Origin of the sequence: Pseudomonas sp. DC1.2 (genome assembly GCF_034351645.1) — a bacterium.
Classification (GTDB): Bacteria; Pseudomonadota; Gammaproteobacteria; order Pseudomonadales; family Pseudomonadaceae; genus Aquipseudomonas.
In genome coordinates this window covers 1,810,462-1,835,436 of the sequence record NZ_CP133782.1, presented here as the reverse complement: position 1 = coordinate 1,835,436, position 24,975 = coordinate 1,810,462, and the positions used below count along the sequence as shown (strand labels likewise).

Below are 24,975 nucleotides of genomic sequence, written 5' to 3'. Positions count from 1 at the left end.
CCCCCTAAGGGCAACTCGACTAATCCGGTAATTCGGCCAGCCCATCAGCATCAGTCATCGCCCGCTCCAGCAGGTCCGCTGGCAAACTCTTGCTCGCGCGCGCGCCCAGCAACTTGAGCTGCTCGCTGCGACTGACGAGATTGCCACGTCCCTCTGTCAGCTTGTTACGCGCCGAGCTGTAGGCCTTGTCCAGTTGCTGCAAGCGATTGCCGACTTCGTCCAGGTCCTGAATGAACAACACAAACTTGTCGTACAGCCAGCCTGCCCGCTCGGCGATTTCGCGAGCATTCTGGCTCTGGCGCTCCTGCTTCCAGAGGCTGTCGATAACCCGCAAGGTGGCCAACAACGTCGTCGGGCTGACGATCACGATATTGCGATCGAACGCCTCCTGAAACAGCGTCGGCTCAGCCTGCAATGCCGCCGAGAACGCCGCTTCGATTGGCACGAACAACAAGACAAAATCCAGGCTATGCAGGCCGTCCAGGCGCTTATAGTCCTTGCCGGACAAACCTTTGACGTGATTGCGCAGCGACAACACGTGTTGCTTGATGGCGACCTGGCCGCTGGCTTCGCTTTCAGCTGCCACGTACTGCTGATAAGCGGTGAGGCTGACCTTGGAGTCGACCACCACTTGCTTGTCGCCGGGTAAATAGATGATGACGTCCGGCTGAAAACGCTCGCCATCCGGTCCCTTGAGATTGACCTGGGTCTGGTACTCCCGGCCTTTTTCCAGCCCGGCGTGCTCCAGCACCCGTTCGAGAATCAGCTCGCCCCAATTGCCTTGGGTCTTCTGCCCTTTCAGGGCACGGGTCAGGTTAGTGGCTTCGTCGCTCAGGCGCAGGTTGAGCTGTTGCAGACGCTCCAACTCCTTAGCCAGGGAAAAACGCTCGCGGGCTTCGGCCTGATAGCTTTCTTCAACACGTTTTTCAAAGGACTGGATGCGCTCCTTCAAGGGATCAAGTAACTGACCGAGTCGCTGTTGGCTAGTTTCGGCAAAGCGCTGCTCACGCTCGTCGAAAATCTTGCTCGCCAGTTCCGCGAACTGCGCACGCAGCTCGTCTCGCGAGCCCTGAAGGTCATTGAGGCGTTGCTGGTGACTCTCTTGCTGTTCACGCAATTCGGCGTTGAGCGAAGCGGCCTGGGCGTCCAGACGCCGTAACTCAGCCTCTTTGCCAGCACGCTCGATATTCCAGGCATGGGACGCATCGCGCGCATCATCGCGCTCAATCTGCAACAGCTCGACTTCACGGCGCAGCGCCGCCAGGTCAGCTTGCTTGGCGGCGTTGGCCTGGCTCAGATCACCGATTTCATCGCGGCAAGCATCGAGCTGAGCGCTCAAACCATCCTGAGCCAACTGGGCCATGGCCAGACGCTCTTCCTGCAACGCCAACGTGGCCTGCACGGCACTCGCCCGACGCTGAATTTGCCAGGCCAGCACCATTAACGGCAGCGCAGCACCCACCAGACCGAGCAATATGCTGGTCAAGTCCATAGCCATAGCCACTCCTGCCGATGAGATAAAGCTTGAAGGTTAACCAAGGCGTCAGGTCTTGGACAGCTCAGTCTTCGATCAGCCCCAGTTCACTCAGCGCACGCGAATCACCTGCACGGGCAGCCTGACGCAGCAGCTCCTGACCAATGCGCCGATCGCGGGCGTTGCCACATTCACGGCACATCAATTGACCGAGACGACTTTGCGCCGCCACGACGCCTTCGCGAGCAGGTTGCTTGAGCAAGAGGCCAGCAAAGTGTTTGACGTTAGGGTTGCGGCCCAGGCGCGGGCTGTCCAGCAACCACTCGGCCACACGCAGCGAAAAACGCCTGGAAGGGGTAACACTGGAGGGTGCGGCGGTAACAGAAACTGATACTGAGCGAAACTTCATAAAACACTGTAGGGCAGATCGGGAGGCGCGCAACTGTACTCTTTTTTCCGCACAGGTAAAGTTGAAAAAACCCTGCACGCCCGTCCTAGAGCAAGTGCCTGGGACAATCCACAGAAGCTGTGGATAACTCAGTGGACAACCGTCCTTGAACTCTCGCAAACCCCTGTGGAATGGGGCTCGCAGTCAAACTGACGATTTTTTCACCAACAAAAAAAAGCGATGTTTTTCATTGACTTAAATTTGCGTTACAGGCACCCACTGCGCTTGAGGGTAAGGTGACACTGCGGTGACAGCCTGCGCAACTTATGTGCACAAGTACCTCGGAGACGGTTATAACGATGCTCCTTTTCGGCGCATTTTTAAGTCCAAACGCAGGATTTGTCTCGATCAAGGCCTCTGCAGGCTCACCGAGTGCGGGCAACGGTTATCGATCAACGGTCAGGTTTTGAGCCTGATGCTGAGGGCTCGCCCTGTGTTTTCAGCGATCTGAGCCACACCGCCAACGCTTGAATAACGTATTTTTTCGCCAAAACTGAATTTTTTTGCTTCCGCGCTTCCATTCCAAATCCCAGTCAGTTAGTATCCGCGGCGTTAGTACCAAGCTGAAAGTCAATTCTGGTCGAACAAATCCCCACGGTCAGCCTTCCCTAGAGAAGCCTCAACCGATAAAGCGGGACCGATCACCTCGATGGTTTCCAGGTAAACCTTGCGTCAACACTGCCTTTGAATCGAATGCAAAGGGTGTTGCGAAGCTCACTTACTCTGACCGAACCAACCTGCAAATTGATCAGGATCTTCACCCTGGGCCCAGAACCTTTGCCCTTGATGTGTTGCCTGCCCTCCTAAGTACCTACCTGCCAGCCAAAGCGCGCCAAACTATTAGCGCTTCAAACTGGCTGCTTTGTTCCAGTCGGGTTCTTCGTTCGACCAATGGTGGTCGTCGTCACTGGAACGTTTTAACGTTGCACGGTTCTTAACCGTGTCATTTGTAGGAACACCCAATAAACATGTCTACTCAAATCCACGCTCAGGATGCAATTCGCACCCTAACTAACGCTTTTGCCCCAATGAACTGCCTGATCATGGCCGCTCGCAAAGGCTGCTTCAGCTTCACTCTGGTCAATGAACACGGCATCGCTCGTCACAGCGAACGCCTGTACCCCGATCAATACTCCAGCGCCGAGCCGCTGCAGGCTGTGATCGAACGTACTCGCCAGGCACTGGTTGCCTGAGACGCCAGAACGGCTGAAAACTCAAAAACCCTGCCCGAAAAGCAGGGTTTTTTATTGCCCAATATTTCTCTTTAACGCGTGTCGGCTTAAGCACTAACCGATATAACGGTTATAACTCGAAGCCGGAAATATTTTAAAAACAGACCTTTACAGCGCGAATATGACACTACACTTCAACTCGAGTGGCTTGATCCGCTCCCGGCGAGCCTGAGTCGATTCACCGCTGCCAAAGCCCCTTCAGGTATCGCCGCCCATTTCTTGCCTCGAGGGTTTTATGGGTATCGCCGCCAGCGAACTGTCGCGCTATGTGATTCGTCCGACGCTGATTTACCTCGGACGCCACAGCGTGACGGCTGAAGCCTTGTTACTCGGCATCGCCGCCAGCCAATCAGCCCTTGGCTCCGCCCTGCACGACCGTCGTGGCCACGGCCTGTATCGAATCACCGAGCCCCGCCATCAAGCCCTTTGGGATCACTACCTGGCATTGGACCCGGAACGGGCAAGCCTGGTACGCGGCCTGGCCAGTCAGCATGCTTTTTTGAGCGGACCGCACCTCGAATTGACCGTCAATCTGCGCTACGCGACAGCCATTGCATGGCTGCTGATAGAAGAACAGCAAACTCCACTCCCAGCCGCAGGCGACCTGCTGGGAATGGCCCGAATCTGGCGCCAGACCTTTCAACCCCAAGGACGCTTGCGTGACTTCATCTGCGCTTGGCAGACCTGTGTTTCATCCCTGAATCAAGTCGCTTGCTGAGCGGTCACTTTTACAAAATCGCACAACGGGTGGCGAATCTGGTCGGATTGTCCTACAAAACCGCTCTAACTCAAGCCATACAGCCTATAGCGCTGGAACGAAAATGTTGGTAATTTTCGCCCCGGTGATCACCAGGAGTTCTAATAATGAAAAAAGTAATGCTCAAAACCACCCTTAGTCTCGCCGTTACCTTGGCATCCACCCAGATCTTCGCAGCTGGCTTTGCCATCAACGAACAAAGTATCAGCGGGATGGGCACAGGTTTTGCCGGGCGATCTTCATCTGCCGATGACGCAAGCACTATTTATGGCAACCCTGCCGGCATGTCGCGCATCAAGCGCGAACAAGTCTCCGGCGGTGCTGCAATGCTCGACGCACACACCAACATCAGCAAAGCCAGCTCCAGCCCTAACGGCGGCAGCAACGATGGCAACATGGTGCCGTTCATCGCTGTACCGATGGGCTACTACGTCAAACCGATTGATGACCACTGGGCATTCGGTATCGGCATGTACGCGCCGTTCGGCCTGGTGACCGACTATGAAAGCGGCTTTGCCGGCCGCTATTTCGGTAGCAAGAGCGACGTCAAAGTCATCACTTTGCAACCAACTGTCAGCTACGCCTTCAACGATAAGGTCTCGATCGGTTTCGGCCCGACGATCAACCGCATCGACGGCACCCTGGAATCGAACCTGTCGATTACCCAGGCCGCTCCCGATGGCAAGGTCAAGGTCAAGGGCGACGACACCGCGCTGGGCTACAACGTTGGTGTGCTGGTCCAGGCAACTGACAACACTCGCGTTGGCCTGACCTATCACTCGAAGGTGACGTACAAGCTCAAAGGCAACACCGAAGTCAACTATGGCGTCTTGGGCCTTATCGGCCAGAACCCGGCCCAAAAGTACGATGCTTCGCTGGGCCTAACTACGCCTGAATCGGTGGACTTCTCGGTCACTCATCAAATCGATGACAAGTGGACCGTCTACGCCGGCAGCACCTGGACTCGCTGGAGCCGCCTGCAAGCGATCACCATCGAGAACACCGGTGTTCCAAGCAGCCTCAACGGTCAATTCGGCACCATTACCGAAGAACAGAAATGGCATGACACCTGGGCTCACGCCATCGGTGCTTCGTACCAGTTGAACAAGCAGTGGGTGCTGCGCACCGGTTTGTCGGTCGATCAGTCACCGACCAACAACGTCGATCGCTCCCCGCGTATCCCGACAGGCGATCGCAAAGCAATCAGCTTCGGTGCTGGCTGGAGCCCAACGGACGACCTGACCATCGACATGGCCTATTCGTACCTGCGTGAAGAGTCGGTCAAGGTGTCGAACACCAACGCCCAAGGCCAAAGCTATGACGCCAAGTATCAAAACTGGGCGAACGGTTTTGGTGTAGGCGCAACCTACCGCTTCTGATGGATGATTCACGGCGAGCCTGAACCACTCGCCGCCTGAATTGAAAAAGCCCCGCACTCTTTTACAGAGACGGGGCTTTTTAGTGAACGCCGATCAGGGCTTCGAGGCCAGCGCTTTCTCTACGGCTTCTATGAACTCAGGATTGTCGGGCTTGGTCAGGCTGGAGAAATGGGCAATCACCTTGCCCTGGCGATCGACCACGTACTTATAGAAATTCCACTTGGGGGCGCTACTCTGTTCGGCAAGAACCTTGAACAGATGCGTCGCCTCATCACCGCGCACGGCCTGTGGCTCCGTCATGGTAAAGGTCACGCCGTAGTTGACGTAGCAAACCTTGGCGGTTTCCTCGCCGTCCTTGGACTCCTGCTTGAAGTCATCGGACGGAACACCGATCACCTCCAGCCCTTGCCCCTTATAACGCTGATACAACGCCTCAAGGCCTTTGAACTGTGGGGCGAAACCACAGAAGCTCGCCGTATTGACCACCACCAGCGGCTTGCCGGCAAAACGCTGGCAAAGATCGATGGTTTCCTTGGCGCGCAATTTGGGCAACGACCCCTGTAACAATTCCGGGCACTCGGCCCCGTAGGCTAAACCGTTCAACGCCATCAGCAACGCAGGGACTGCAAACCAGCGCCTCAACATGTCGGGGCATCCTTGAAAAAAAGTCAGGCAACGAAGTTACTCGCCCTCGCGCCTGGCTAGCAAGCCCCCATGCCCAACTGCATCAACGCCAGCCCGCCCCGATGCCAGCCCCACCACGCCAGCGCCAACAACAAGACACAGGACGCAATGACAGCGATTTGCGGCCAAAGATTGCTCACAGGGCACTCAACTGAGTTTGTAATCGCGCCACCGGTCGCTCACGCACCGGCCAATTAAGGGCGGCTGCCATCAGACTCAAAAGTATTGCCACCTGCCAGATCAAGTCATAGCTCCCTGTGCGGTCATACACCACGCCGCCCAACCAGCCGCCGAGGAAGGAACCGAGCTGGTGGAACAGGAAAACGATCCCACCGAGCATGGACAGGTTGCGCACACCGAACAAGGTTGCCACCGTGCCGTTGGTCAAAGGCACGGTGGACAACCAGAGGAAGCCCATGGCCATGCCGAACAGATACGCGCTGGTGGTGGTGACCGGTGCCCACAGGAACAACCCGATCACCACCGCTCGTAATAGGTACAGACCCGTAAGCAGTCTCGGTTTGGACATTCGCCCACCGAGCCAACCCGCGGTGTAAGTACCAAAAATATTGAACAGCCCGATCAGTGCCAGCACCGTGGTGCCGACGGTGGCGGGCAAATGCTGGTCCACAAGATAGGCGGGCAGATGCACACCAATGAACACCACCTGGAAACCGCAAACAAAAAAACCAAAAGCCAGCAACCAGAACCCGGAATGGGAGCACGCCTCACGCAGGGCCTCGGACAGCGTCTGCTCATGGCCGAGTACCGGCAAAGGCTTGTCCTTGAGCATGCTCACCAGCGGCACGATCAACGCCACCAACAGGCCCAGCGCCAACAACGCAGCGGACCAGCCGAGCCAGCCGATCAACCCCAGCGTGCCGGGCACCATGGCGAACTGGCCAAATGAACCGGCGGCGCTGGCGATGCCCATGCCCATGCTGCGTTTTTCCGGCGGCACCGCACGTCCCACCACGCCCAGGATCACTGAGAACGAGGTACCGGACAGGCCGATACCAATCAACAAACCGGCACTCAGGGACAAGGTCACCGCCGAGTCGGACAAGCCCATGCACACCAGGCCTGCGGCGTACAGCACACCACCGATTACTACCACTTTTGCCGCACCAAAGCGGTCGGCCAGGGCGCCGGTGAAAGGCTGCGCCAGACCCCAGATCAGGTTCTGCAAGGCAATCGCAAAAGCGAACACCTCTCTACCCCAGCCAAACTGGGCGCTCATGGGGGACAGAAACAGCCCGAAGCCGTGTCGCACGCCCAGCGACAACGCCAGAATCAGCGCACTCCCCAACAACACCCAGCCACAGGTACGCCACATAGATGCCATTCTTATTCTCCGATAGCGGGTATATACCCGCTTAAGCTCGAACTAACTGGCGTTACGCCAGTTCGTCCAGTAGTCGCAGCAAGGTTTCGCGTTTTTCGGCGCCCAATCGGTCGATCAACCGTTGTTGCGCCGCTTCCCACGCCGGCAGTGCTGCCGCCAGGCGTGCAGTACCGGCCTCAGTGAGCACGACGATGCGATTACGCATGTCCGCGCCCTCAACCAACGTCACCAGACCCTCACCCTCCAGCACACGCAAATTGCGTCCCAGGGTGCTGCGGTCCAGCCCCATTGCTTCGGCCAGGGTGGAGATACTCGGTTGATCAAGCCGTTGCAAATTACACAGCAAAGAATACTGGGCAACGTTGATTCCGAAGCCATCCAGAGCGCCGTCGTAATGCCTGCTGACGCCACGAGCGGCGCGACGCAGATTGACACATAAACATTGGGAATCAAGCATAGTGCGTGTATATACCCGCGAGTGTGTTAAATCAAGTTACAAATAGCTGTGAGCGGGTCGATCAACACTGCTCGGCCATGCACCATCGGCACCTTAGCAGCAACACCATCAGACCAACGCCAACCCCACCAGCAACGCCATTTCCAGTAATTCCAGCAGCGCCCCCGCCGTATCGCCGGTGGTCCCGCCCAACCGCCGCCGCATGACGTGCCGCAACCAGACAAAGATGGCCACTGCCAGCAACAGGGCCAATACGGCACTCGCCCCTGCGATAAAGACACAGGCCAATGCACTTACCACCAGCACCTGCCAGCCCCTCTTGCGCGGCAAATGATCAGCCAGCGCCTGCCCCAGACCACCGGCACGTACATACGGCGTGGTCAGGAATAAGCCCAGCAGTGCGGCGCGGCCCACCAGCGGAACAATGATCAAAACAACGCCATGCCCCTGCTCGATCAGTGCCAATAACGCGGCAAACTTCAGCAGCAACACCAACACCAGCGTCACCACGGCAATCGGACCGCTGCGCGGGTCTTTCATGATGGTCAGTGTGCGCTCACGGTCGCCGAAACCGCCGAGCCAGGCATCGGCACTGTCCGCCAATCCGTCGAGGTGCAACCCGCCGCTAAGTACCACCCAAACCGTTAGCAGCAACGCGCCGTGAAGCAATAAGGGTGTCCCGAGCAACAGCCCATTGAGCGCCCACAGCAGCGCGCCGAACAACAACCCCACCAACGGATAAAACAGCAACGAGCGCCCCAACTCCTGAGGCGCCGGCATCCCTGGCAAACGAATCGGCAGGCTACTCAAAAATTGCAGGGCGATCCAGAACGGCAGCATGCTCAGCTCACTGCCTTCAACACGCCGCCGGATTCAACCTCCAGCGAAAACAATGCACCGTGAGCCACTTCAACGTTGAGCAACTGCTCACGGGGCAGGCCTCGGGCCTGAGCCAGCAGCAAGCGCATCACGCCGCCATGGCTGATCAGCAACACCCGCTCGCCGGCATAAGCCGCGTATAACCGCGCGACAGCAGCCAGTACCCGCGCCGAAAAATCCGTAACGGGCTCGCCCTCTGGAGGCGTAAAGGCGTAGGGATCGGCCCAGAACAACCCCAGCGCATCGGCACTGGTTTTCATCAGGTCCGCTGCGCTCTGCCCTTCCCACGCGCCAAAGTGCAATTCTTGCAGGTCTTTATCGAGCTGCACCGGCAAACCGAGTTGCGCCCCCAGCTCATCGGCGAACCGTGCGCAACGCTGCAACGGCGAGCTGACCAAGCGGTCCCAAGGCCCTTGGTCGATGACTGCGGCACGCATCTGTGCCCAGCCCTTGGCAGTCAATGCATCGTCGAGGCTACCGCGCAAGCCACCGCCGAGTTCGGTTTCGCCGTGGCGCAACAGATCAAGGCACAAAGTCATGCCGGGCGATCCGCGACCGCCGCTTCGGCGAACGTCGCCATGTCCCCGTGAAGGGCGCAGGCCAAACGCAGCAACGGCACGGCCAATGCCGCGCCACTGCCCTCGCCCAGACGCAGACCTAGGTCCAGTAGCGGCTCAGCGCCCAGGGTTTCCAGCACATGCCGATGGCCCGGCTCAGCGCCGCGATGGCCAAACAGCAACCACTGGCGACACTCTGGATTCAAACGCACGGCGACCAACGCGGCGACGCTGCAAATAAAGCCGTCCACCAGCACCACGACGCCCTCCTGAGCACAAGCCAGGTAAGCGCCGACCAGTGCCGCGATCTCAAAGCCGCCGAGGTTGAACAAGGTTTTCAACGCGTCTCCCCGCTCCGCACCGTGCAGTGCCAAGGCGCGCTCGATGACCTGCGCTTTATGGCTGACACCGGCGGCATCGAGCCCCGTGCCCGGCCCGGCGAGATGCACGACCGGGCAATCCAGCAACGCACACGCCAAAGCACTGGCGGCCGTGGTATTGCCGATGCCCATCTCGCCGCCGATGAACAACTGCGCCCCCGCCGCGATGGCGCGCTGCACGCTGTCACGGCCAGCCTGCAGGGCAAGTTCGCCCTGCACAGTGGTCATCGCCGCGCCCGTCACAAAGTTCGCAGTACCGGGGCCGACATTCAGATGCCGCACACCTGGCAAGTTCAACGAAAGCGTGACGGTGCCCAGATCAACCACTTCAAGCTGTGCGCCCAACTGCCGCGCCAACACGCTGATGGCCGCGCCGCCGCTGACGAAGTTGTGCAGCATCTGCCCGGTGACTTCCTGCGGAAACGCCGACACACCCTCAGCCACAACACCATGGTCACCGGCAAAAATGGCGATCCACAACCGCTCAAGACTCGGTTTGACCTGCCCTTGCAACCCGGCCAATTGCACCGCTACTGACTCCAGCCGACCGAGGGAGCCGGCGGGTTTGGTCAATTGCTGTTGACGGGCCATCGCCTGTTCAACGGCTGCCGCATCGATTCGCTTGCAGGGGTTCAGCCACCAGGATTGAGTCATAACGCAGTACCTTTCAAAGTCAGGGGCAGGCCGGCGACGGTCAGAACGACTCGTTGACAGCGTTCAGCCAAGGCTTGATGCAGCCAACCGGCTTCATCGACATAGCGGCGAGTCAATTCGCCCAGCGGCACGACACCCATTCCGGTCTCGTTGCTGACAAAAATAATTTCACCTGGCAACGTCGCCAGGCAGTCCAGCAACGCTTCACGCTCAGCGGCCAAGCGCTCGGGGTTATCGAGCATCAGCAGATTGGTCAGCCACAGGGTCAAGCAATCCACCAGCATGCAACTGTCGGCGCGGGCGTTTTCGCGCAGGGTACGGGCCAGTTCAAGCGGTTCTTCGATCAACGCCCATTCGGCCGGACGCCGCGCGCGATGATGCGCCACCCGCTCGTTCATTTCGCCATCCAGCGGTTGGCTGGTGGCGATGTAAGTCACATGGAGTTGACTGTCTGTGGCGAGCTTTTCAGCCAGGCGACTTTTACCGGAGCGGGCGCCGCCGAGGATCAGTTGCAGCATGCTTTATTCCTTTATATGGGCGGTGAGACTACTGACGCCTGCTCGCGAAGAGGCCATTAAATCCACACTAAAACCCGCAAAGTTCACGCAGTAATCGAGTATCGAGATGCTTTTCCACCAAGTCCGCCAACCGCTCAATATCGCGCTCGCGCAAGGCGTGGTAATCCACGCTTTGCACATGCTGCAAACCGGCCCAGCGCAACAGCGCGCTGCTCGCCGCCGGCGACTCGAACAGCCCATGCAGATACGTCGCAAAAATCTGCCCATCAGGACTTTGCGCGCCGTCGCAGCGACCGTCATCCAGCTGCACCGCGCAATGCTCCAATGCCGGCCCCGTGGTGACGCCAGCATGAATTTCATAGCCGCTGACCTCGGCATTCTCCAAGGCTAACTGTCCGCTAACGTTGCGCAACTGCTTCTCGTCTTCAAGCTGGGTTTCGAAGGCCAGCAAGCCCAGACCGGCGCTCGAACCCGGCGCGCCTTCAAGGCCCAACGGGTCGTGAACCTGCTCGCCGAGCATTTGCAGGCCACCGCAAATCCCCAAAACTTTGCCGCCGTAGCGCAAGTGGCGAGAGATTGCTGTGTCCCAACCGTTGGCCCGCAGGTACGCGAGGTCGCTGCGCACGCTTTTCGAGCCGGGCAAGATGATTAGGTCAGCGCTTGGAATCGGCTGACCAGGACCAACGAATTGCAGGTCTACCTGCGGGTGCAGACGCAACGGATCGAAATCGGTGTGGTTACTGATGCGCGGCAGTACCGGCACGACCACCTTCAACACCTGCTCAGCCTTGTCGATCTGGCGTTGATCAAGGCCGTCTTCGGCCTCCAGGTGCAAGTCCATCACGTAGGGCAAGACGCCGATTACCGGTTTGCCGGTGCGCGCTTCCAGCCAATCGAGACCCGGCTGCAACAAGGCAATGTCACCCCGAAAACGATTGATGATGAAACCTTTGACCCGCGCCTGCTCGCTGGGTGATAGCAGTTCCAACGTCCCCACCAGGTGCGCAAAAACCCCGCCACGATTAATGTCGGCGATCAACACCACCGGACAATCCACAGCTTCGGCAAATCCCATGTTGGCGATGTCGCCGGCACGCAAATTGATTTCGGCCGGCGAACCGGCCCCCTCGACCATCACCACCGGATAGGCGGCGCTCAGCCGTTCATGGGAAGCCAGCACCGCTTGCATCGCGATGGCTTTGTAATCGTGATAGGCGACGGCGTTCATGGTGGTGACGGCACGCCCATGAATGATGACTTGAGCACCGGTGTCGCTGTTGGGTTTGAGCAACACCGGGTTCATATCGGTGTGCGGTTCAAGGTTGGCAGCCTGAGCCTGCACCGCTTGGGCGCGACCGATTTCGCCACCATCGGCGGTTACAGCACTGTTCAGCGCCATGTTCTGCGGCTTGAACGGCACTACCCGCACGCCGTGACGAGTCACCCAACGACACAGCGCCGTCACCAGCGTACTTTTGCCAGCGTCGGACGTGGTGCCTTGCACCATCAACGTAGTCATTGAATTTCCTTGGTATAAGCGTGCAGAGCCTGTTCGAGACGGGCCTCTTCGGCTTCACTGGCCGGCAAACCGAAACGCAGGCTGCTGTTATGAGTGAACAACCGCAGCAAGATGCCGCGCCGCGCCATAAATTGATGCAGCGCCTCAGCGCGGTCGCTAATCAGCCATTGAAACAGCGCGCAACCGCCTTGCGGCTTGAAGCCATTACGCTCAAGGAGCACGGCCAATCGCTGGCTAGCCTGTTCGCTGCGCAGTCGTTGCCGGGCATGCCCTTCAAAATCCTCCAGGCACCTCTGCCCCACCGTCCGCGTCGGCCCGCTGACCGCCCATGGTCCCACTTGCTCGGCCAGCAACTTAAGCAACTTGCGCTCGGCCACCACAAAACCGAGGCGCACCCCGGCCAAGCCGAAAAATTTGCCGAACGAGCGCAACACAATCAAACCGACCTGATGGGCAAACGGTGTCAGGCTCATTTGCGGTGTGTTGTCCATGAAGGCTTCGTCCACCACCAGCCAGCCACCGCGCTGGGCCAGCCGCGAGTGCCACTCCAGCAAGCGACTTGGCGTCAGGCTGAGCCCCGTTGGATTGTTCGGGTTGACTACCACCAGTACGTCGAGACTGTCGAGGAAAAAGTCGACTTCCTGCTCAAGCATTTCGCGCACACTGTAACCGCTACGCCGCCACGCTTCGGCGTGTTCGGCATAGCACGGCGACAACACGCCGACCTTGCCGGCACGACGTAAACGCGGCAGCAACTGAATCGCCATTTGCGAACCAGCGACCGGCAGCACATGGGCAGCACCGTAATAGTCGCAAGCGGCCTGCTCCAGGCCATCGTCGGTTTCCGGCAAACGGGCCCAGTCCCGCAATGGAATTTGCGGCACCGGAAACGGCCAGGGCGCAAGCCCACTGGACAGGTCCAGCCAATCGGCTTCGGCGATGCCATAGTCAAGCGCCGCCTTGCGCAACCGGCCACCGTGCTCAAGCATATAACTCAGCCCCCACGCAGAGAATCAGCAGCCATAACCATACGCCGCGCTGGACCAGTTGCCAGCCACGATCAATGGCGTCGGCGTCGGCCGGTGCGCCTTCGCCCAGTGACGGACGCTGATGCAGCTCACCGTGATAAATCGCCGCCCCGCCCAATTCGACACCCAGCGCACCGGCACCGGCAGCCATCACCGGCCCGGCATTTGGGCTGTCCCAGGTCGGACCCTGGGTGCGCCAACATTTAAGCGCCAGCCGGGTTTTGCCAAGCAGCGCATAGGTCAATGCCACCAACCGTGCAGGAATGTAGTTGAGGACGTCATCGACTTTCGCCGCCGCCCAGCCGAATCGTTCGAAACGTTCGTTGCGATAACCCCACATCGCATCCAGAGTGTTGCTCAGTCGATAGAGCACCACGCCTGGCGCGCCCGCCACGGCGAACCAGAACAACGCGGCGAATACTGCGTCGCTGCCGTTTTCCAGCACCGACTCGGTGGCGGCGCGGGCGACTTCGGTTTTATCCAGTTCACTGGTCTGACGGCTGACCAGGTAGCCGACACGCTTGCGCGCCTCGTCCAGATCATCTTCGCGCAAGGCCTTGGCCACTGGCTCAACGTGCTCGCCCAGGCTGCGCATGCCCAGCGCGCAATACAGCGCCAGAATCTCTACCATCCAGCCAACATAAGGCGCCCAAGAAAGCGCAGTCACCAGCAAGGTCAGCGGCAGGACGGCGATCACCCAACCCGTGACGCCATGACTGCGCCAGCCGCGACCGCCAGAGTTGAAACGTTGCTCGATGCGATCCGCAAAACCGCCGAACGCCACCAGCGGATGCCAGCGTTTGGGTTCACCCAGCAGCGCGTCCAGCGCCACTGCGGCGACACTCAACAACGCCACACTCATTGACTCACTCCCCAATAATTTTCATACAGCAACTCACTGAGTGGACGTGCCTGCGCCCACCCTTCAAGCACCAGCATCGGCGCCGGATAGAAGGCTTCGACCGGCCCCAGGCAAAGCACCGCCAACGGCTTGGCACCGGGCGGCAACCCTAGCAAGTCCGCCAAGGCTTGCGGCTCAAACAGTGACACCCAGCCCATGCCCAGGCCTTCGGCACGAGACGCCAGCCAGAGGTTCTGAATCGCGCAGGACAGCGAAGCCATGTCCATTTCCGGCAGCGTGCGGCGACCAAAGATGTGGCGCTCGCGGTCGTCCATCAACGCGGCTACCAGCACCTCAGCGCAGTCGTTGATGCCTTCGACCTTGAGCTTCATGAACTCGTCGGTACGCTCGCCAAGGGCTTCGGCGGTGCGGATACGTTCTTCCTCGACCAGTTGCTGGATCTTGCCGCGCAAGGCCCGGTCGCTGATACGAATGAAGCGCCACGGCTGCATCAGGCCGACACTCGGCGCCTGATGTGCGGCTTCAAGCAAGCGCCGCAGTAACGCGGGCTCAACCACTCCGCCGCTGAAGTGGCGCATGTCACGGCGCTCGGCAATGGCTCGGTAGACGGCCGCGCGTTCGGCTTCACCGAATGCGTTATCGGTCACGGCCTCTTAGCGGGCAAGCCCGCTCCCCCCTGTGAAGCGGTGCTGACGCAAAGAACCTGCTCACCGGTGGGAGCGAGTCTGCTTGCGAAAACGACCTCAGGGTCAGGCGCAAACAGCGCAGCAATCGCCGCCGGATTGGACGGGAAATAAAAGTGTACATACGAAGCGGTCATCCGCCCCTGCCGGAAAACCGCCTCCGCGCCGCGCCCACCGTTAGGGCTAAGGCCCCGGGCAATCGGCTCAAGCGTCGTGCTGGTCAACGAGTGGTGATAGGTGTGCCCGCGCAACAATCCTTCTGGTAACTCGACCGCTTGCAGGGCCAACGCCGCCAGACGCTTTTGCATCACGGCGTCCCCCGCCAGCAGGCCGACCATTTCTGCACGCGCGCCGTCAACATCGGTCAACGAATCGAGCAGGTACAGCATGCCGCCGCATTCAGCCAGCAGCGGCTTACCGGCAGCATGGTGCTCACGGATCGCGTTCAGCATCGAGGTGTTCTGTGACAACGTCACATGGTGCAACTCGGGGTAGCCGCCTGGCAGATACAGGCTGTCGGCGGGCGGCAACTGGGTGTCGCGGATCGGCGAGAAAAACGATAACTCGGCGCCCATCGCTCGCAATAGATCCAGACTCGCGCCGTAGATGAAGGCAAATGCTTCGTCACGGGCCACGGCAATGCGCACACCCGCGAGCAACGGCTCGACAGCGATCACATCCGGGACCGCGAACTCGACGGCCGGCGGCAGCGCCACTTCGCAACTGGAGGCCAGCGCATTGGCCGCTGCATCAAGGCGCAGATCGAGGTCATTCAACTCACTGGCCTGAACCAGGCCTAAATGGCGACTCGGCAATTCGATGCCGGTTTCCCTCGACAACGCGCCGTACCAGCGCAAGCCCTCCGTCAGGCTGCCTTCAAGCAGTTGCGCATGACGCAACGTACCCACGCGGTTGGCCAACACCCCCGCGAAGGGCAAGTCCGGCTGATAACGCGCCAGTCCAAGGGCCAAAGCGCCAAAGGTTTGGGCCATTGCGGTGCCATCGATCACGCCAAGCACCGGCACGCCGAAGTGTCGCGCCAGGTCGGCGCTGGATGGCGTACCGTCGAACAAGCCCATGACGCCTTCGATCAGAATCAGGTCCGCATCAGCCGCCGCTTCCCACAACAGCCTACGACTTTCCTGCTCGCCGACCATCCACATGTCCAGCTGATAGACCGGCGCGCCACTGGCGCGCTCAAGAATCATCGGGTCAAGAAAGTCCGGGCCGCATTTGAACACGCGAACCTTGCGCCCCTGATTCCGATGCAAACGGGCCAGTGCGGCGGTGACGGTGGTCTTGCCCTGACCGGAAGCCGGCGCGGCAATCAATACCGCCGGGCAGTGACGACTGTTTTTCATAAAGTAGTATTCACAGCTCGACGCCTTTTTGCGCTTTGATCCCGGCCTGGAACGCGTGCTTGACCACGCCCATGTCGGTGACGGTGTCAGCCAGTTCAATCAGTTCCGGCTTGGCGCCGCGACCGGTGACGACCACGTGCTGCATTGGTGGACGGGCCTGCAAGTCGCTGAGCACTTGATCGAGGTCGAGGTAACCGTGCTTGAGGGCGATGTTTAACTCATCGAGCACCACCAGACCAATCGACGGATCGCTCAGCAGTTCGCGAGAGACGGCCCACGCCGCTTCGGCGGCAGCAATATCACGTTGGCGGTCCTGGGTTTCCCAGGTGAAGCCCTCGCCCATCACGTGAAAACGCACCTGCTGCGGGAAACGACGGAAAAACAGCTCTTCGCCCGTGCTGTGGCGCCCTTTGATGAACTGCACCACGCCGCACTGCATGCCGTGCCCCATGGATCGGGCGAGCATGCCGAAAGCCGAACTGCTTTTGCCTTTGCCGTTACCGGTCAACACCAGCAGCAGGCCGCACTCATTCGGCGAATTAGCGATGCGTTCATCGATCACGGCTTTTTTGCGCAACATGCGCGCCAAATGGCGTTCGTCACGGTCGGGGGTATCGGTCATGGGAAGCTCTCCGTTGAGGCTGGATAACGGCGGGCAGGCACAAGAATAGACGGCAAAAAGCCTGGCATCGCCCACCGTGATGCCGCTGGATGGATCAGGCCGGTCTCCGGGCTCATGAGCGGCATCACGCCTGACTGCGCGCCTTCCCATGCCGACAAACGGCACAGTGGCTCAAGGCACAGCCTTCACTCATTTACCGTTGCGGGGGCAGCGCCGGGATCGTGGTTTTTCATAGACAGACATAACTCACTCACCGGCTTCCCTGTTTCACCCTGTCGACCGCAGCCACAGAGCACCTGAAACAAGCCGCGAAGGTTAGAGGGTTGGGGGTGGAGCGTCAATTGAAGACGGGACGCCGCTGGGCGAATAACTGCTGTCGATCAATTTACTGGCGCCAATCTTGTGCCACACTGAGCGCAGTGATATCAAAGAGCCACACATCGACACCACAATAACAAGGACGAGTCCCATGCAAGGCATGATCATCAGCAATCCAAAGCTGGAATTCTTGCGTCCACTGCTGGAACGCTGGATTGACTGTATCGACCGCTACAACGCCATACGCGGCGATGCAGACACACCGTATTGGCACGACGAAAAAGCCAATCTCGGCTTGCTATCGGCGGCGGCCTGGATGGCCGAAATGGTCACACTGCAACAGGCCCCGACCCGTAAACAGACCGAAGACGGCGAACGCAACGCGCGCACCGACCTGTTGATCGCTACCCATGAAGAACGTGCCTGGCTCCAGACCACCCAGCGCTGGCCCCGAGTCAACAACCTGAACCTCAAGCAAGCCCTTCAGGACATTGCCAGTGACGCCAAGCGTATCAGCCACGCCAGCGACCTGAAGCTCGGCTGCCTGTTCGTTGCACCCCACAAGAGCCAGCACAGTGCCACTCCGGAAGAACTCCAGGACATGGTCGACGACCTGCAAAAAGAACATACCTGCGCCGTGGCCTGGTATTTCCCCTACGCCTACCGCAAATTGCGCAACGAAGCAGGTCACTATCACCCCGGCATCGCCGTACTGTTCAAGGAAGCGCGTGGCTAATGGGTTGAACCATCGAACGTCTACGCTTCTCTATGAATAGGACACTGCATTCATAGGGAAGAAGATCAGCATGCTCAAGCCTCAGTTCGTTTTCGTCATCGCCCTCGCCGGAGGGCTCGCCGCCTGCGGTGAGTCCTCCCGCCTGCAAGTCTCGGACGGCACCGGACCGTCGCCCACGCTGCCGGAACCGAACAAGACCCTGATTCCGACGGTGAACATCGCCCCGGCGGTCGGCTGGGCGAATGGTGTGACTCCCAAAGCTGCCCAGGGCATGAAGGTCGCTGCCTTTGCCGAAAACCTGGATCACCCGCGCTGGCTATACGTATTGCCCAATGGCGACGTACTGGTGGCTGAAACCAACGCCCCGCCCAAACCTGATGACGCCACTGGCATCCGCGGCTGGGTCATGAAGAAAGTCATGGGCCGCGCCGGTGCCGGCGTCCCAAGCGCGAATCGTATTACGCTGTTGCGCGACAAAGACCACGACGGCGTCGCCGAAACGCGCACCGTATTCCTGGAAAATCTCAACTCGCCATTCGGCATGGCATTGGTCGGCAACGATCTTTACGTCGCCGACTCCGACAAGTTGCTCCGCTTTCCTTACAAGGACGGCGAAACATCCATCACTGCGCAGCCGACCAAAGTCGTCGATTTGCCGGGCGGCACGATAAACCATCACTGGACTAAAAACGTCATCGCCAGCAAGGACGGCAGCAAGCTGTACGTCACCGTCGGCTCCAACAGCAATGTTGGCGAAAACGGTCTGGCCGCCGAAGAAGGTCGCGCTGCCATTTGGGAGGTGGACCGCGCCACCGGCAAGCACCGGATTTTTGCCTCCGGCCTTCGCAACCCCAACGGCATGAGCTGGGAACCGACCAGCGGTGCGCTCTGGACCGCCGTCAACGAGCGCGACGAAATCGGCAGTGACCTGGTGCCGGACTACATCACCTCAGTCAAGGACGGCGCGTTCTATGGCTGGCCGTTCAGCTACTACGGCCAACATGTCGACGTGCGCGTCACGCCACAGAACCTGGACCTGGTTGCAAAAGCCATTGCGCCGGATTACGCGGTTGGCCCTCACACGGCCTCGCTGGGTTTGACCTTCGCCCAAGGCAGCAAACTGCCAGCGCCGTTTACCAACGGCGCTTTCATCGGTCAGCACGGCTCCTGGAACCGCAAACCACACAGTGGCTACAAGGTGATTTTCGTACCGTTCGCGGCCGGCAAACCCAACGGGCAGCCGATGGATGTACTGACCGGCTTCCTCGACAAAGACGAAAATGCCATGGGCCGGCCGGTGGGCGTGGTGATCGATCAGCAGGGGGACTTACTGGTGGCGGACGACGTGGGGAATAAGGTGTGGCGGGTTTCGGCCGCTAAATAACACGCTGACTGCCAATACGTGGCAAATGTGGGGGCGGGCTCGCTCCCACATTAATTGGCGTCAGCGCTTGCGACACAGGGTCAACCCATCCCCCAACGGTAATAACGACAGATCGACTCGTGCGTCATCCTTCAAGGCGAGGTTGAGCGCCTGGATGGCTCGGGTGTCTGCGCTGTCCGGATGAGTCTCAAGCACTCTCCCGCTCCACAGCGTGTTATCGAACACCGCGAGGCCGCCGACACGTAGCAAACGCAACGCATGCTCCAAGTAGCACGGGTAGTTAGCCTTGTCAGCGTCAATGAAAATCAGGTCGAACGAACCGAGCGTCTCAAGCGTGGCCAAGGTGTCCAGAGCAGGCGCCAGGCGCAGCTCAATTCGCCCGTCAAGCCCGGCCTCCTGCCAGTAACGAAGCGCGATGGCGTTGTAGTCACCCGCAATATCGCAACAGATCAGCGAGCCGTCATCGGGCAACGCTGCCGCCATGCACAGGGCGCTGTAACCGGTGAAGGTACCGACTTCCAGCAAACGCCTGGCGCCCGTGAGTTTGACCAACAGCGCAAGAAACTGCCCCTGCTCCGGTGCCACCTGCCAGCGCGCCATGGGCAACGCCTGAGTTTCATCGCGCAAACGCTTGAGCAACGGCGTTTCCCTGAGGGAGACGTCGAGTACGTAGCGATACAGGGCATCATCGAGGTTGAGCGTGCGAGCGGTCATGGCAACTCTCGACTAGGGGTTACGTGCCAGATGCTCAGGCTGCAAAACGCGTTTGGCACTCAGATATGCCTTCTGCCAGTAGGCTTTGGACAGGCTATCGAGCTTCACCGTGCCACCGGTGGCAGGCGCATGGACGAAGCGCCCTTCGCCGACGTAGATGCCCGCGTGACTGACCTGAGAACCACCATTGGTGGCGAAGAAGATCAGATCACCGGTTTGCAGGCCTTCTTTGCCCACATTCGGCGCCTGCATGACGATCATCTCGCGGGTGGAGCGCGGCAGGGAAATGCCTGCGACGTCGCGGTACACATAGCCGATCAGCCCACTGCAATCAAAACCGGAGTCTGGCGTGTTGCCGCCCCAGCGATAAGGCGTACCCACGAGACCCAAGGCGCGAAACAACACGTCTTCTGCCTCAGGCGAGAATGCTTGCGAGGAGCCGAAAACAAGCGGGGCACGAACCACTGGCGCAGGAGGAGGCGTTCGGCTGGCACAGCCGCTGAGCAGCGCTGCCAAGAGCATAAGTGTGAGGCGGGCCGACATCGTCATAAGCAGAACACCCTGATCTGGCTGCGGCTTTTTCTGCCGGGAAGGCAGAAAACAAAACCGCCGGCGCAGAGCGCAGGCGGTTTGCCATCAATAATAGATCAGGATTCTAGCGCCTATGAGCCAAACTTCAAGTAAGACTTTAAGTTCACCTTACAAACTATCCGCCTACTCGCTTGCCAAGAGGGCTTTTGTCGTCAATATCTGACGACAATTCGGCCGATTACTTGCGAGCAGTGACGACGGTGGGCGCCATCGCGAGTGCGCGCTTAGCTTCGATGAAGGTTTTGCTCCAGTAACTGTCGCCTAGGCTATCAACCCGCACACCACCGCTTTTGCGGCTGCTGGAGTGGATGAATTGGTCATCACCGAGGTAGATACCGGCGTGGCTGACGCGACCGCGACGGCCATTCGTGGCGAAGAACAGCAAATCACCTGGCTTGAGCTTGTTGCGAGCAACCAGTGGCGCATCCACGTTGATCATTTCGCGGGTGGAGCGCGGCAGGTTCATGCCCGCCTCTTCGCGGAACAGGTAACCGATGAAGCCGCTGCAGTCGAAGCCAGCTTCAGAGGTGCCGCCGAAACGGTAACGGGTACCGATCAGGGACATGCCTCGTTCAAGGATGCTGTCGGCCAGAACCGGAAGCTGGTAAGACTTGCCATCGGCGAAGCTTGCCAGTTCTTTTTCGGTGGCCATTTCTTCCTGGTAAATAACGGAAGACTGGGCGGTAGCAGAGTTTTTAACCTGCTGTTGCTGCTCTTGCTGGGACACTGGAGAGTGAGCAGCGCAACCAAACAACAGGGTGACGAGTGCGAGAGGCACGAGGGGTGCGAAGCGATTTAGCATGGGCACGACCGTGGCTGAGAGTTGTAAAGAAGCCGAGACTATGCCCGCTATCGACCTGATTTGCAAATTCAATCGATCTTTATGTGACTTATCGGTTTCTCGTTTACATCTAAGCGCTTAAGCCCTTTTAAAACATTTGCGCAGCCTACGCCCCCGTAGGAAAGCGTATTTCTTGGCGCCTGAAATATGCCAAACCCGCTACAGAGCCCGTTTTAAAAGGGTCTTTACCAGCCCAGGGTTTCTTTCAGGAAAGGGATCGTCAGCTTGCGCTGAGCTTGAAGGGAGGCCTGATCGAGACGCTCAAGCAGCTCGAAAAGCGCACTCATGCTGCGGGTGCCCCGGGTCAAAATAAAATGCCCGACTTCATCGGTCAGATGCAGACCACGCCGAGAAGCGCGCAACTGCAAGGCTCGTAATTTGTCTTCGTCAGACAAGGGGCGCATCTGGAAAATCAGCGCCAGGGTCAGGCGCGATTTCAAGTCCGCCAGCTTGACCGGCAATTCGCGAGGCGAAGTCGATGCGGCAATCAGCAAACGCCGACCGCTGTCACGCAAGCGATTAAACAGATGGAACAACGCCTCTTCCCAATCCGCTCGCCCGGCAACCGCCTGCAAATCATCAAGGCAGACCAGTTCGTATTGTTCGAGGTTGTCGAGGATTCCAATGCCGCGATCCAACAATTCAGCCAGTGGCAAATACACCGCTGGCTCCCCCATTTGCTCAAAGCGCAGGCAGGCCGCCTGCAACAGATGCGTGCGCCCTACTCCGTCCTTACCCCAAAGGTAAATCAGGCTTTCAGTCCACCCAGCATCAGCTTCGCAAAGCCGCTCGACATAGCCGAGTGCAGCCGCGTTGGCGCCTGGGTAGTAATTGATAAAGGTGGCGTCGTCACGCAGACGAACACCTAGGGGCAGCTGAATCGGTTTCATGCTGACTGAACAGTTCCAAAGGAACCATTAGTGGCCTCTGTGTAAAGTTTGCGAAGTTTATACCCGTGAGGCAGCCCGCACAATGCGACAGACCACAAGCAAAATCAAAGGTTTGCGTTAGCGCACTGCTTTTATGACAGTTTCTTTGGCACACGCGGTGATCACCGCCGGACGGAAAGAGGCCAACCCGGCAGTGAACCGGGTGGCCCGCGACGAGCGCTCAACAAGCCCTATAGCTCTGGATCGTCGACGCCGCTGTAAATATCTGAATCTTTATACAAATCATGCATATGACGCACCAGCACCATGATCACCGCTGCCACGGGCAAGGCCAGTAATACACCGGTAAAACCAAACAACTCACCGCCAGCCAGAATCGCGAAGATCACCGCCACCGGATGCAGGCCGATTCGGTCCCCCACCAGCAACGGGGTCAACACCATGCCTTCAAGCGCCTGCCCGACCATAAACACCGCGACGATGCCGATCATGGGATACAGGTCGCCACCGAACTGGAACAGACCGGCAATCAACGCCGCGCCAATTCCGATCACAAACCCCATATACGGCACAATCGCCGCCAAACCGGCGATCAGGCCGATCAACAGCCCCAACTCCAGCCCGACAATCATCAAGCCTGCCGCGTAGATCACACCCAGCGCCAGCATCACCAGCAACTGACCGCGCACAAACGCCCCGAGCACTTCATGGCATTCACCGGCCAGGGCGACAATGCGCTCCTCCCGGTCTCGCGGTAACAGGCTGCGAATCTTCGCCATCATCAGATCCCAGTCGCGCAGCAGATAGAAACTCACCACTGGAATCAGCACCAGGTTCGCCAGCCAGCCAATCAACGCGAGACTGGAAGCGGTCGCCTGGCTCAGGACCACGCCGACGATATCGGTGGTCTGCCCCATGTGTTCGCTGATCGCCGCCTTGACCTTGTCGAACTTCCAGAAACCATCCGCCAGACCCAGTTTCGACTGCGCCCACGGCACGGCCGTGTGTTGCAACCAATCGAGCATCTGCGGTGCCAGCTCGTAGAGACGAAACAGCTGCTTGGCGAGCAACGGCACCAACACCAGCATCAGCGTCGTGACGATCAGGGTGAACAACGCAAACACCGACACCACGCCCCACGTCCTCGACAGGCCAAGCTTTTCCAGGCGATCCACCAAAGGATCGAACAGATAGGCCAACAGCAGCGCCACCAGAAACGGTGTCAGGATCGGATGCAGCAGCCACACAAACCCGCAGAGCAGCACCACGCCACCCAACCAGAACCAACGCCGCATATCGACCATGAACCACTCCTGCATTTATATAAGGAAAGAAAAACTTACCAACGGAACCGCAGTTGTGCGGCCGGCGCTGTGGCCGGGGATGAACCATCGATCGCAACAGGGCCGGAAACGCCCGGAGCCGTTAGCTCGCCCGCCGGAACCTGCTGCAACTTCGCCAGCGATAACTGCGACTTCAACTGCTCGGGACTGCCATTGACCCGATAAACAATGCGCTCGCCATCGACGCTGACCAAACGCGCACCGAAAGGCTCAAGTAAATGCCCGAGTGCCGCGTAATGCTCAAGGTTCATGCCTTGCACTTCCAGCAACTGCTCACTCGAAGCACCGGCTTTCACGACGAAACGGGGCGCCAGGCGCTCACTGACCGCCAACATAACGGCATCGACTACGGCGGCCTGACTGGCGCCCTGCACACTCCCGGCTTCTTTTTGGTCGCCGAGCCACAGGTGCCACTTGGCTTGCCATTGCCCGCCCTCTTCACGGGCATGAACCGCCAACAAGGCATCGGCGCCGTAACGCTCTGAAGCGACACGCAGAGGCGCAGGATCATTGCCTTCAAGATTCGGTGCCGTCGCCACCAGTTGCTCGCTCAAGTCGCCCAACGGCAGGCGCAGCGCCAGACCGCGATGCTGAGCGGCGCGACGCAGCGGTGCAGCGCTGGCTTGACCATCGCCCACCAGGCTTGAGCCTTCAGTGGAATCGCTTAGCCACCAGCCAAGCATCGACGGCCGATTGGCGCCCCACAACGCAAGTCCGGCACGCCGCAAGGCCTGTTCGGTGGAGGACGGATCGAAATCGATTTTCAGGGTTTCCGGTGGCCCCGCATCAAAGCCGTACTGACTGATGATCTGCTGAGGGTCCTTGCGGATCACCGCCAACCCTGGATTTTGCAGAGATTTGGGATCCCCGGTCAGCCGCAACACCAGCGTATCCAGCGCCTGCTGGGTCGCTTGATCGCGCACTTCCTGAGTCTGGCCGCTGACAGGCTGACTCACCTGATACAAATTCTTAACGGTTTCGGCATGACTCGCGAGGCTGATCAACGACAAACAGCCGGCACAGAAAATTTTACAAAAACGCATGGAGGATTCCCGACGACAAGAGCGGCTGGAACAGGCCGCGTGAACCGGATTGAGCAAAGCTGTGACCACGCCCCGCAGCAAAACATTCACCCGACCACGGTAAGTTTTTGTACTGCTATAACGATAGACGGTTAATGGCGATACCTTATACAGCCATGGGGGATGCCACCAACACACGTAATAACGGTTTTTTTGGCTGATATGCCCCCTGCTGTCGGCGCGAGGATGGTCGCTGCCCCTCAAGCCTGATAAAATCGCGCGCCTTCGCAGACCGGC

27 protein-coding genes and 1 riboswitch are annotated in these 24,975 nt (G+C 59.2%); of the genes, 5 read left to right on the top strand and 22 right to left on the bottom strand.

Going from position 1 to position 24,975, the window contains the following annotated elements; all coding sequences use genetic code 11:
• Positions 1-19: 19 nt before the first annotated feature.
• Both rmuC and RHM68_RS08345 read right to left on the bottom strand, forming a co-directional pair.
• On the bottom strand, positions 20-1,384 hold the full coding sequence (gene rmuC / locus RHM68_RS08350; protein ID WP_322223733.1) for a DNA recombination protein RmuC: 1,365 nt from the start codon (positions 1,382-1,384) through the stop codon (positions 20-22).
• A gap of 175 nt (positions 1,385-1,559) precedes the next feature.
• A complete protein-coding gene (locus RHM68_RS08345; RefSeq protein WP_322221774.1) occupies positions 1,560-1,883 on the bottom strand; it encodes a sel1 repeat family protein in 324 nt (107 codons plus the stop codon).
• 1,007 nt (positions 1,884-2,890) lie between these two features.
• On the opposite strand from RHM68_RS08345, the gene RHM68_RS08340 reads away from it, so the two are divergent.
• From RHM68_RS08340 to RHM68_RS08330, 3 genes are all read left to right on the top strand, one after another.
• A complete protein-coding gene (locus tag RHM68_RS08340) occupies positions 2,891-3,115 on the top strand; it encodes a hypothetical protein (RefSeq protein ID WP_003204606.1) in 225 nt (74 codons plus the stop codon).
• A gap of 274 nt (positions 3,116-3,389) precedes the next feature.
• On the top strand, positions 3,390-3,872 hold the full coding sequence (locus RHM68_RS08335; RefSeq protein ID WP_322221768.1) for a hypothetical protein: 483 nt from the start codon (positions 3,390-3,392) through the stop codon (positions 3,870-3,872).
• A gap of 146 nt (positions 3,873-4,018) precedes the next feature.
• Positions 4,019-5,290: an OmpP1/FadL family transporter gene (locus RHM68_RS08330; protein ID WP_322221766.1), complete on the top strand. Its 1,272-nt coding sequence runs from the start codon at positions 4,019-4,021 to the stop codon at positions 5,288-5,290.
• A 93-nt stretch (positions 5,291-5,383) separates the two neighbouring features.
• Here RHM68_RS08330 and RHM68_RS08325 read toward each other — a convergent pair whose 3' ends face one another.
• The 14 genes from RHM68_RS08325 to cobO all read right to left on the bottom strand — a co-directional run bounded on the left by RHM68_RS08325 (position 5,384) and on the right by cobO (position 16,839).
• Positions 5,384-5,935, bottom strand: a complete 552-nt coding sequence (locus RHM68_RS08325) for a glutathione peroxidase (protein WP_322221764.1) — start codon at positions 5,933-5,935, stop codon at positions 5,384-5,386.
• 56 nt (positions 5,936-5,991) lie between these two features.
• Complete coding sequence (locus RHM68_RS08320; RefSeq protein WP_322221762.1) at positions 5,992-6,114, bottom strand: hypothetical protein; 123 nt, start codon at positions 6,112-6,114, stop codon at positions 5,992-5,994.
• The gene (locus RHM68_RS08315; RefSeq protein ID WP_322221760.1) at positions 6,111-7,319 is read right to left on the bottom strand and encodes an MFS transporter; all 1,209 of its coding nucleotides are present in this window, start codon (positions 7,317-7,319) and stop codon (positions 6,111-6,113) included. Before RHM68_RS08315 ends, RHM68_RS08320 begins: the two co-directional genes overlap by 4 nt.
• 52 nt (positions 7,320-7,371) lie before the next feature.
• Positions 7,372-7,776 carry a MarR family winged helix-turn-helix transcriptional regulator gene (locus RHM68_RS08310; RefSeq protein WP_322221758.1) on the bottom strand — a complete coding sequence of 135 codons (405 nt, stop codon included), beginning with the start codon at positions 7,774-7,776 and terminating at the stop codon, positions 7,372-7,374.
• A 108-nt stretch (positions 7,777-7,884) separates the two neighbouring features.
• Positions 7,885-8,616, bottom strand: coding sequence for an adenosylcobinamide-GDP ribazoletransferase (locus RHM68_RS08305; protein WP_322221756.1), 732 nt, complete (start codon positions 8,614-8,616; stop codon positions 7,885-7,887).
• A 2-nt stretch (positions 8,617-8,618) separates the two neighbouring features.
• A complete protein-coding gene (gene cobC / locus RHM68_RS08300; RefSeq protein WP_322221754.1) occupies positions 8,619-9,194 on the bottom strand; it encodes an alpha-ribazole phosphatase family protein in 576 nt (191 codons plus the stop codon).
• On the bottom strand, positions 9,191-10,246 hold the full coding sequence (cobT, locus tag RHM68_RS08295) for a nicotinate-nucleotide--dimethylbenzimidazole phosphoribosyltransferase (protein WP_322221752.1): 1,056 nt from the start codon (positions 10,244-10,246) through the stop codon (positions 9,191-9,193). Before cobT ends, cobC begins: the two co-directional genes overlap by 4 nt.
• The gene (cobU, locus tag RHM68_RS08290) at positions 10,243-10,764 is read right to left on the bottom strand and encodes a bifunctional adenosylcobinamide kinase/adenosylcobinamide-phosphate guanylyltransferase (protein ID WP_322221751.1); all 522 of its coding nucleotides are present in this window, start codon (positions 10,762-10,764) and stop codon (positions 10,243-10,245) included. Before cobU ends, cobT begins: the two co-directional genes overlap by 4 nt.
• A gap of 67 nt (positions 10,765-10,831) precedes the next feature.
• The gene (locus tag RHM68_RS08285; RefSeq protein WP_322221750.1) at positions 10,832-12,283 is read right to left on the bottom strand and encodes a cobyric acid synthase; all 1,452 of its coding nucleotides are present in this window, start codon (positions 12,281-12,283) and stop codon (positions 10,832-10,834) included.
• The gene (cobD, locus tag RHM68_RS08280) at positions 12,280-13,272 is read right to left on the bottom strand and encodes a threonine-phosphate decarboxylase CobD (RefSeq protein WP_322221749.1); all 993 of its coding nucleotides are present in this window, start codon (positions 13,270-13,272) and stop codon (positions 12,280-12,282) included. Before cobD ends, RHM68_RS08285 begins: the two co-directional genes overlap by 4 nt.
• Positions 13,265-14,173, bottom strand: a complete 909-nt coding sequence (cbiB, locus tag RHM68_RS08275) for an adenosylcobinamide-phosphate synthase CbiB (RefSeq protein ID WP_322221747.1) — start codon at positions 14,171-14,173, stop codon at positions 13,265-13,267. The genes cobD and cbiB overlap by 8 nt, the downstream gene beginning before the upstream one ends.
• On the bottom strand, positions 14,170-14,820 hold the full coding sequence (gene bluB / locus RHM68_RS08270) for a 5,6-dimethylbenzimidazole synthase (RefSeq protein ID WP_322221745.1): 651 nt from the start codon (positions 14,818-14,820) through the stop codon (positions 14,170-14,172). The genes cbiB and bluB overlap by 4 nt, the downstream gene beginning before the upstream one ends.
• On the bottom strand, positions 14,817-16,217 hold the full coding sequence (locus RHM68_RS08265; RefSeq protein ID WP_322221743.1) for a cobyrinate a,c-diamide synthase: 1,401 nt from the start codon (positions 16,215-16,217) through the stop codon (positions 14,817-14,819). Before RHM68_RS08265 ends, bluB begins: the two co-directional genes overlap by 4 nt.
• Positions 16,218-16,227: 10 nt before the next feature.
• A complete protein-coding gene (gene cobO / locus RHM68_RS08260) occupies positions 16,228-16,839 on the bottom strand; it encodes a cob(I)yrinic acid a,c-diamide adenosyltransferase (protein WP_322221741.1) in 612 nt (203 codons plus the stop codon).
• 79 nt (positions 16,840-16,918) lie between these two features.
• Positions 16,919-17,154: riboswitch (cobalamin riboswitch) on the bottom strand.
• A gap of 154 nt (positions 17,155-17,308) precedes the next feature.
• Here cobO and RHM68_RS08255 point away from each other — a divergent pair.
• Positions 17,309-17,893: a hypothetical protein gene (locus RHM68_RS08255; RefSeq protein ID WP_322221738.1), complete on the top strand. Its 585-nt coding sequence runs from the start codon at positions 17,309-17,311 to the stop codon at positions 17,891-17,893.
• 70 nt (positions 17,894-17,963) lie between these two features.
• On the top strand, positions 17,964-19,277 hold the full coding sequence (locus RHM68_RS08250) for a sorbosone dehydrogenase family protein (protein ID WP_322221736.1): 1,314 nt from the start codon (positions 17,964-17,966) through the stop codon (positions 19,275-19,277).
• Positions 19,278-19,337: 60 nt separating this feature from the next.
• Here RHM68_RS08250 and RHM68_RS08245 read toward each other — a convergent pair whose 3' ends face one another.
• The 6 genes from RHM68_RS08245 to RHM68_RS08220 all read right to left on the bottom strand — a co-directional run bounded on the left by RHM68_RS08245 (position 19,338) and on the right by RHM68_RS08220 (position 24,699).
• A complete protein-coding gene (locus RHM68_RS08245) occupies positions 19,338-19,991 on the bottom strand; it encodes a class I SAM-dependent methyltransferase (protein ID WP_322221734.1) in 654 nt (217 codons plus the stop codon).
• A gap of 12 nt (positions 19,992-20,003) precedes the next feature.
• The gene (locus tag RHM68_RS08240) at positions 20,004-20,540 is read right to left on the bottom strand and encodes a C40 family peptidase (protein ID WP_322221731.1); all 537 of its coding nucleotides are present in this window, start codon (positions 20,538-20,540) and stop codon (positions 20,004-20,006) included.
• A gap of 220 nt (positions 20,541-20,760) precedes the next feature.
• Positions 20,761-21,384, bottom strand: a complete 624-nt coding sequence (locus tag RHM68_RS08235; protein ID WP_322221729.1) for a C40 family peptidase — start codon at positions 21,382-21,384, stop codon at positions 20,761-20,763.
• Positions 21,385-21,608: 224 nt separating this feature from the next.
• Entirely contained in the window at positions 21,609-22,313 is a 705-nt protein-coding gene (gene hda, locus RHM68_RS08230) for a DnaA regulatory inactivator Hda (protein ID WP_322221727.1), read from the bottom strand.
• Positions 22,314-22,543: 230 nt separating this feature from the next.
• A complete protein-coding gene (locus RHM68_RS08225) occupies positions 22,544-23,617 on the bottom strand; it encodes an AI-2E family transporter (RefSeq protein ID WP_322221725.1) in 1,074 nt (357 codons plus the stop codon).
• Positions 23,618-23,652: 35 nt separating this feature from the next.
• On the bottom strand, positions 23,653-24,699 hold the full coding sequence (locus RHM68_RS08220) for a DUF2066 domain-containing protein (RefSeq protein WP_322221723.1): 1,047 nt from the start codon (positions 24,697-24,699) through the stop codon (positions 23,653-23,655).
• Positions 24,700-24,975 lie beyond the last annotated feature (276 nt).

Excerpts from the sequence above, each read along its gene's own strand:
- cobT (WP_322221752.1), bottom strand. The coding sequence starts at position 10,246 with ATGACTCAATCCTGGTGGCTGAACCCCTGCAAGCGAATCGATGCGGCA.
- RHM68_RS08335 (WP_322221768.1), top strand. The coding sequence starts at position 3,390 with ATGGGTATCGCCGCCAGCGAACTGTCGCGCTATGTGATTCGTCCGACG.
- RHM68_RS08250 (WP_322221736.1), top strand. The coding sequence starts at position 17,964 with ATGCTCAAGCCTCAGTTCGTTTTCGTCATCGCCCTCGCCGGAGGGCTC.
- RHM68_RS08240 (WP_322221731.1), bottom strand. The coding sequence starts at position 20,540 with ATGACGATGTCGGCCCGCCTCACACTTATGCTCTTGGCAGCGCTGCTC.
- RHM68_RS08255 (WP_322221738.1), top strand. The coding sequence starts at position 17,309 with ATGCAAGGCATGATCATCAGCAATCCAAAGCTGGAATTCTTGCGTCCA.
- RHM68_RS08285 (WP_322221750.1), bottom strand. The coding sequence starts at position 12,283 with ATGACTACGTTGATGGTGCAAGGCACCACGTCCGACGCTGGCAAAAGT.
- RHM68_RS08315 (WP_322221760.1), bottom strand. The coding sequence starts at position 7,319 with ATGGCATCTATGTGGCGTACCTGTGGCTGGGTGTTGTTGGGGAGTGCG.
- RHM68_RS08345 (WP_322221774.1), bottom strand. The coding sequence starts at position 1,883 with ATGAAGTTTCGCTCAGTATCAGTTTCTGTTACCGCCGCACCCTCCAGT.
- cobU (WP_322221751.1), bottom strand. The coding sequence starts at position 10,764 with ATGCTGCAACTGATCCTCGGCGGCGCCCGCTCCGGTAAAAGTCGCCTG.
- cobO (WP_322221741.1), bottom strand. The coding sequence starts at position 16,839 with ATGACCGATACCCCCGACCGTGACGAACGCCATTTGGCGCGCATGTTG.
- RHM68_RS08340 (WP_003204606.1), top strand. The coding sequence starts at position 2,891 with ATGTCTACTCAAATCCACGCTCAGGATGCAATTCGCACCCTAACTAAC.
- RHM68_RS08265 (WP_322221743.1), bottom strand. The coding sequence starts at position 16,217 with ATGAAAAACAGTCGTCACTGCCCGGCGGTATTGATTGCCGCGCCGGCT.
- RHM68_RS08235 (WP_322221729.1), bottom strand. The coding sequence starts at position 21,384 with ATGCTAAATCGCTTCGCACCCCTCGTGCCTCTCGCACTCGTCACCCTG.
- RHM68_RS08330 (WP_322221766.1), top strand. The coding sequence starts at position 4,019 with ATGAAAAAAGTAATGCTCAAAACCACCCTTAGTCTCGCCGTTACCTTG.
- cobD (WP_322221749.1), bottom strand. The coding sequence starts at position 13,272 with ATGCTTGAGCACGGTGGCCGGTTGCGCAAGGCGGCGCTTGACTATGGC.
- RHM68_RS08310 (WP_322221758.1), bottom strand. The coding sequence starts at position 7,776 with ATGCTTGATTCCCAATGTTTATGTGTCAATCTGCGTCGCGCCGCTCGT.
- RHM68_RS08325 (WP_322221764.1), bottom strand. The coding sequence starts at position 5,935 with ATGTTGAGGCGCTGGTTTGCAGTCCCTGCGTTGCTGATGGCGTTGAAC.
- RHM68_RS08245 (WP_322221734.1), bottom strand. The coding sequence starts at position 19,991 with ATGACCGCTCGCACGCTCAACCTCGATGATGCCCTGTATCGCTACGTA.
- RHM68_RS08225 (WP_322221725.1), bottom strand. The coding sequence starts at position 23,617 with ATGGTCGATATGCGGCGTTGGTTCTGGTTGGGTGGCGTGGTGCTGCTC.
- hda (WP_322221727.1), bottom strand. The coding sequence starts at position 22,313 with ATGAAACCGATTCAGCTGCCCCTAGGTGTTCGTCTGCGTGACGACGCC.
- RHM68_RS08305 (WP_322221756.1), bottom strand. The coding sequence starts at position 8,616 with ATGCTGCCGTTCTGGATCGCCCTGCAATTTTTGAGTAGCCTGCCGATT.
- cobC (WP_322221754.1), bottom strand. The coding sequence starts at position 9,194 with ATGACTTTGTGCCTTGATCTGTTGCGCCACGGCGAAACCGAACTCGGC.
- RHM68_RS08220 (WP_322221723.1), bottom strand. The coding sequence starts at position 24,699 with ATGCGTTTTTGTAAAATTTTCTGTGCCGGCTGTTTGTCGTTGATCAGC.
- cbiB (WP_322221747.1), bottom strand. The coding sequence starts at position 14,173 with ATGAGTGTGGCGTTGTTGAGTGTCGCCGCAGTGGCGCTGGACGCGCTG.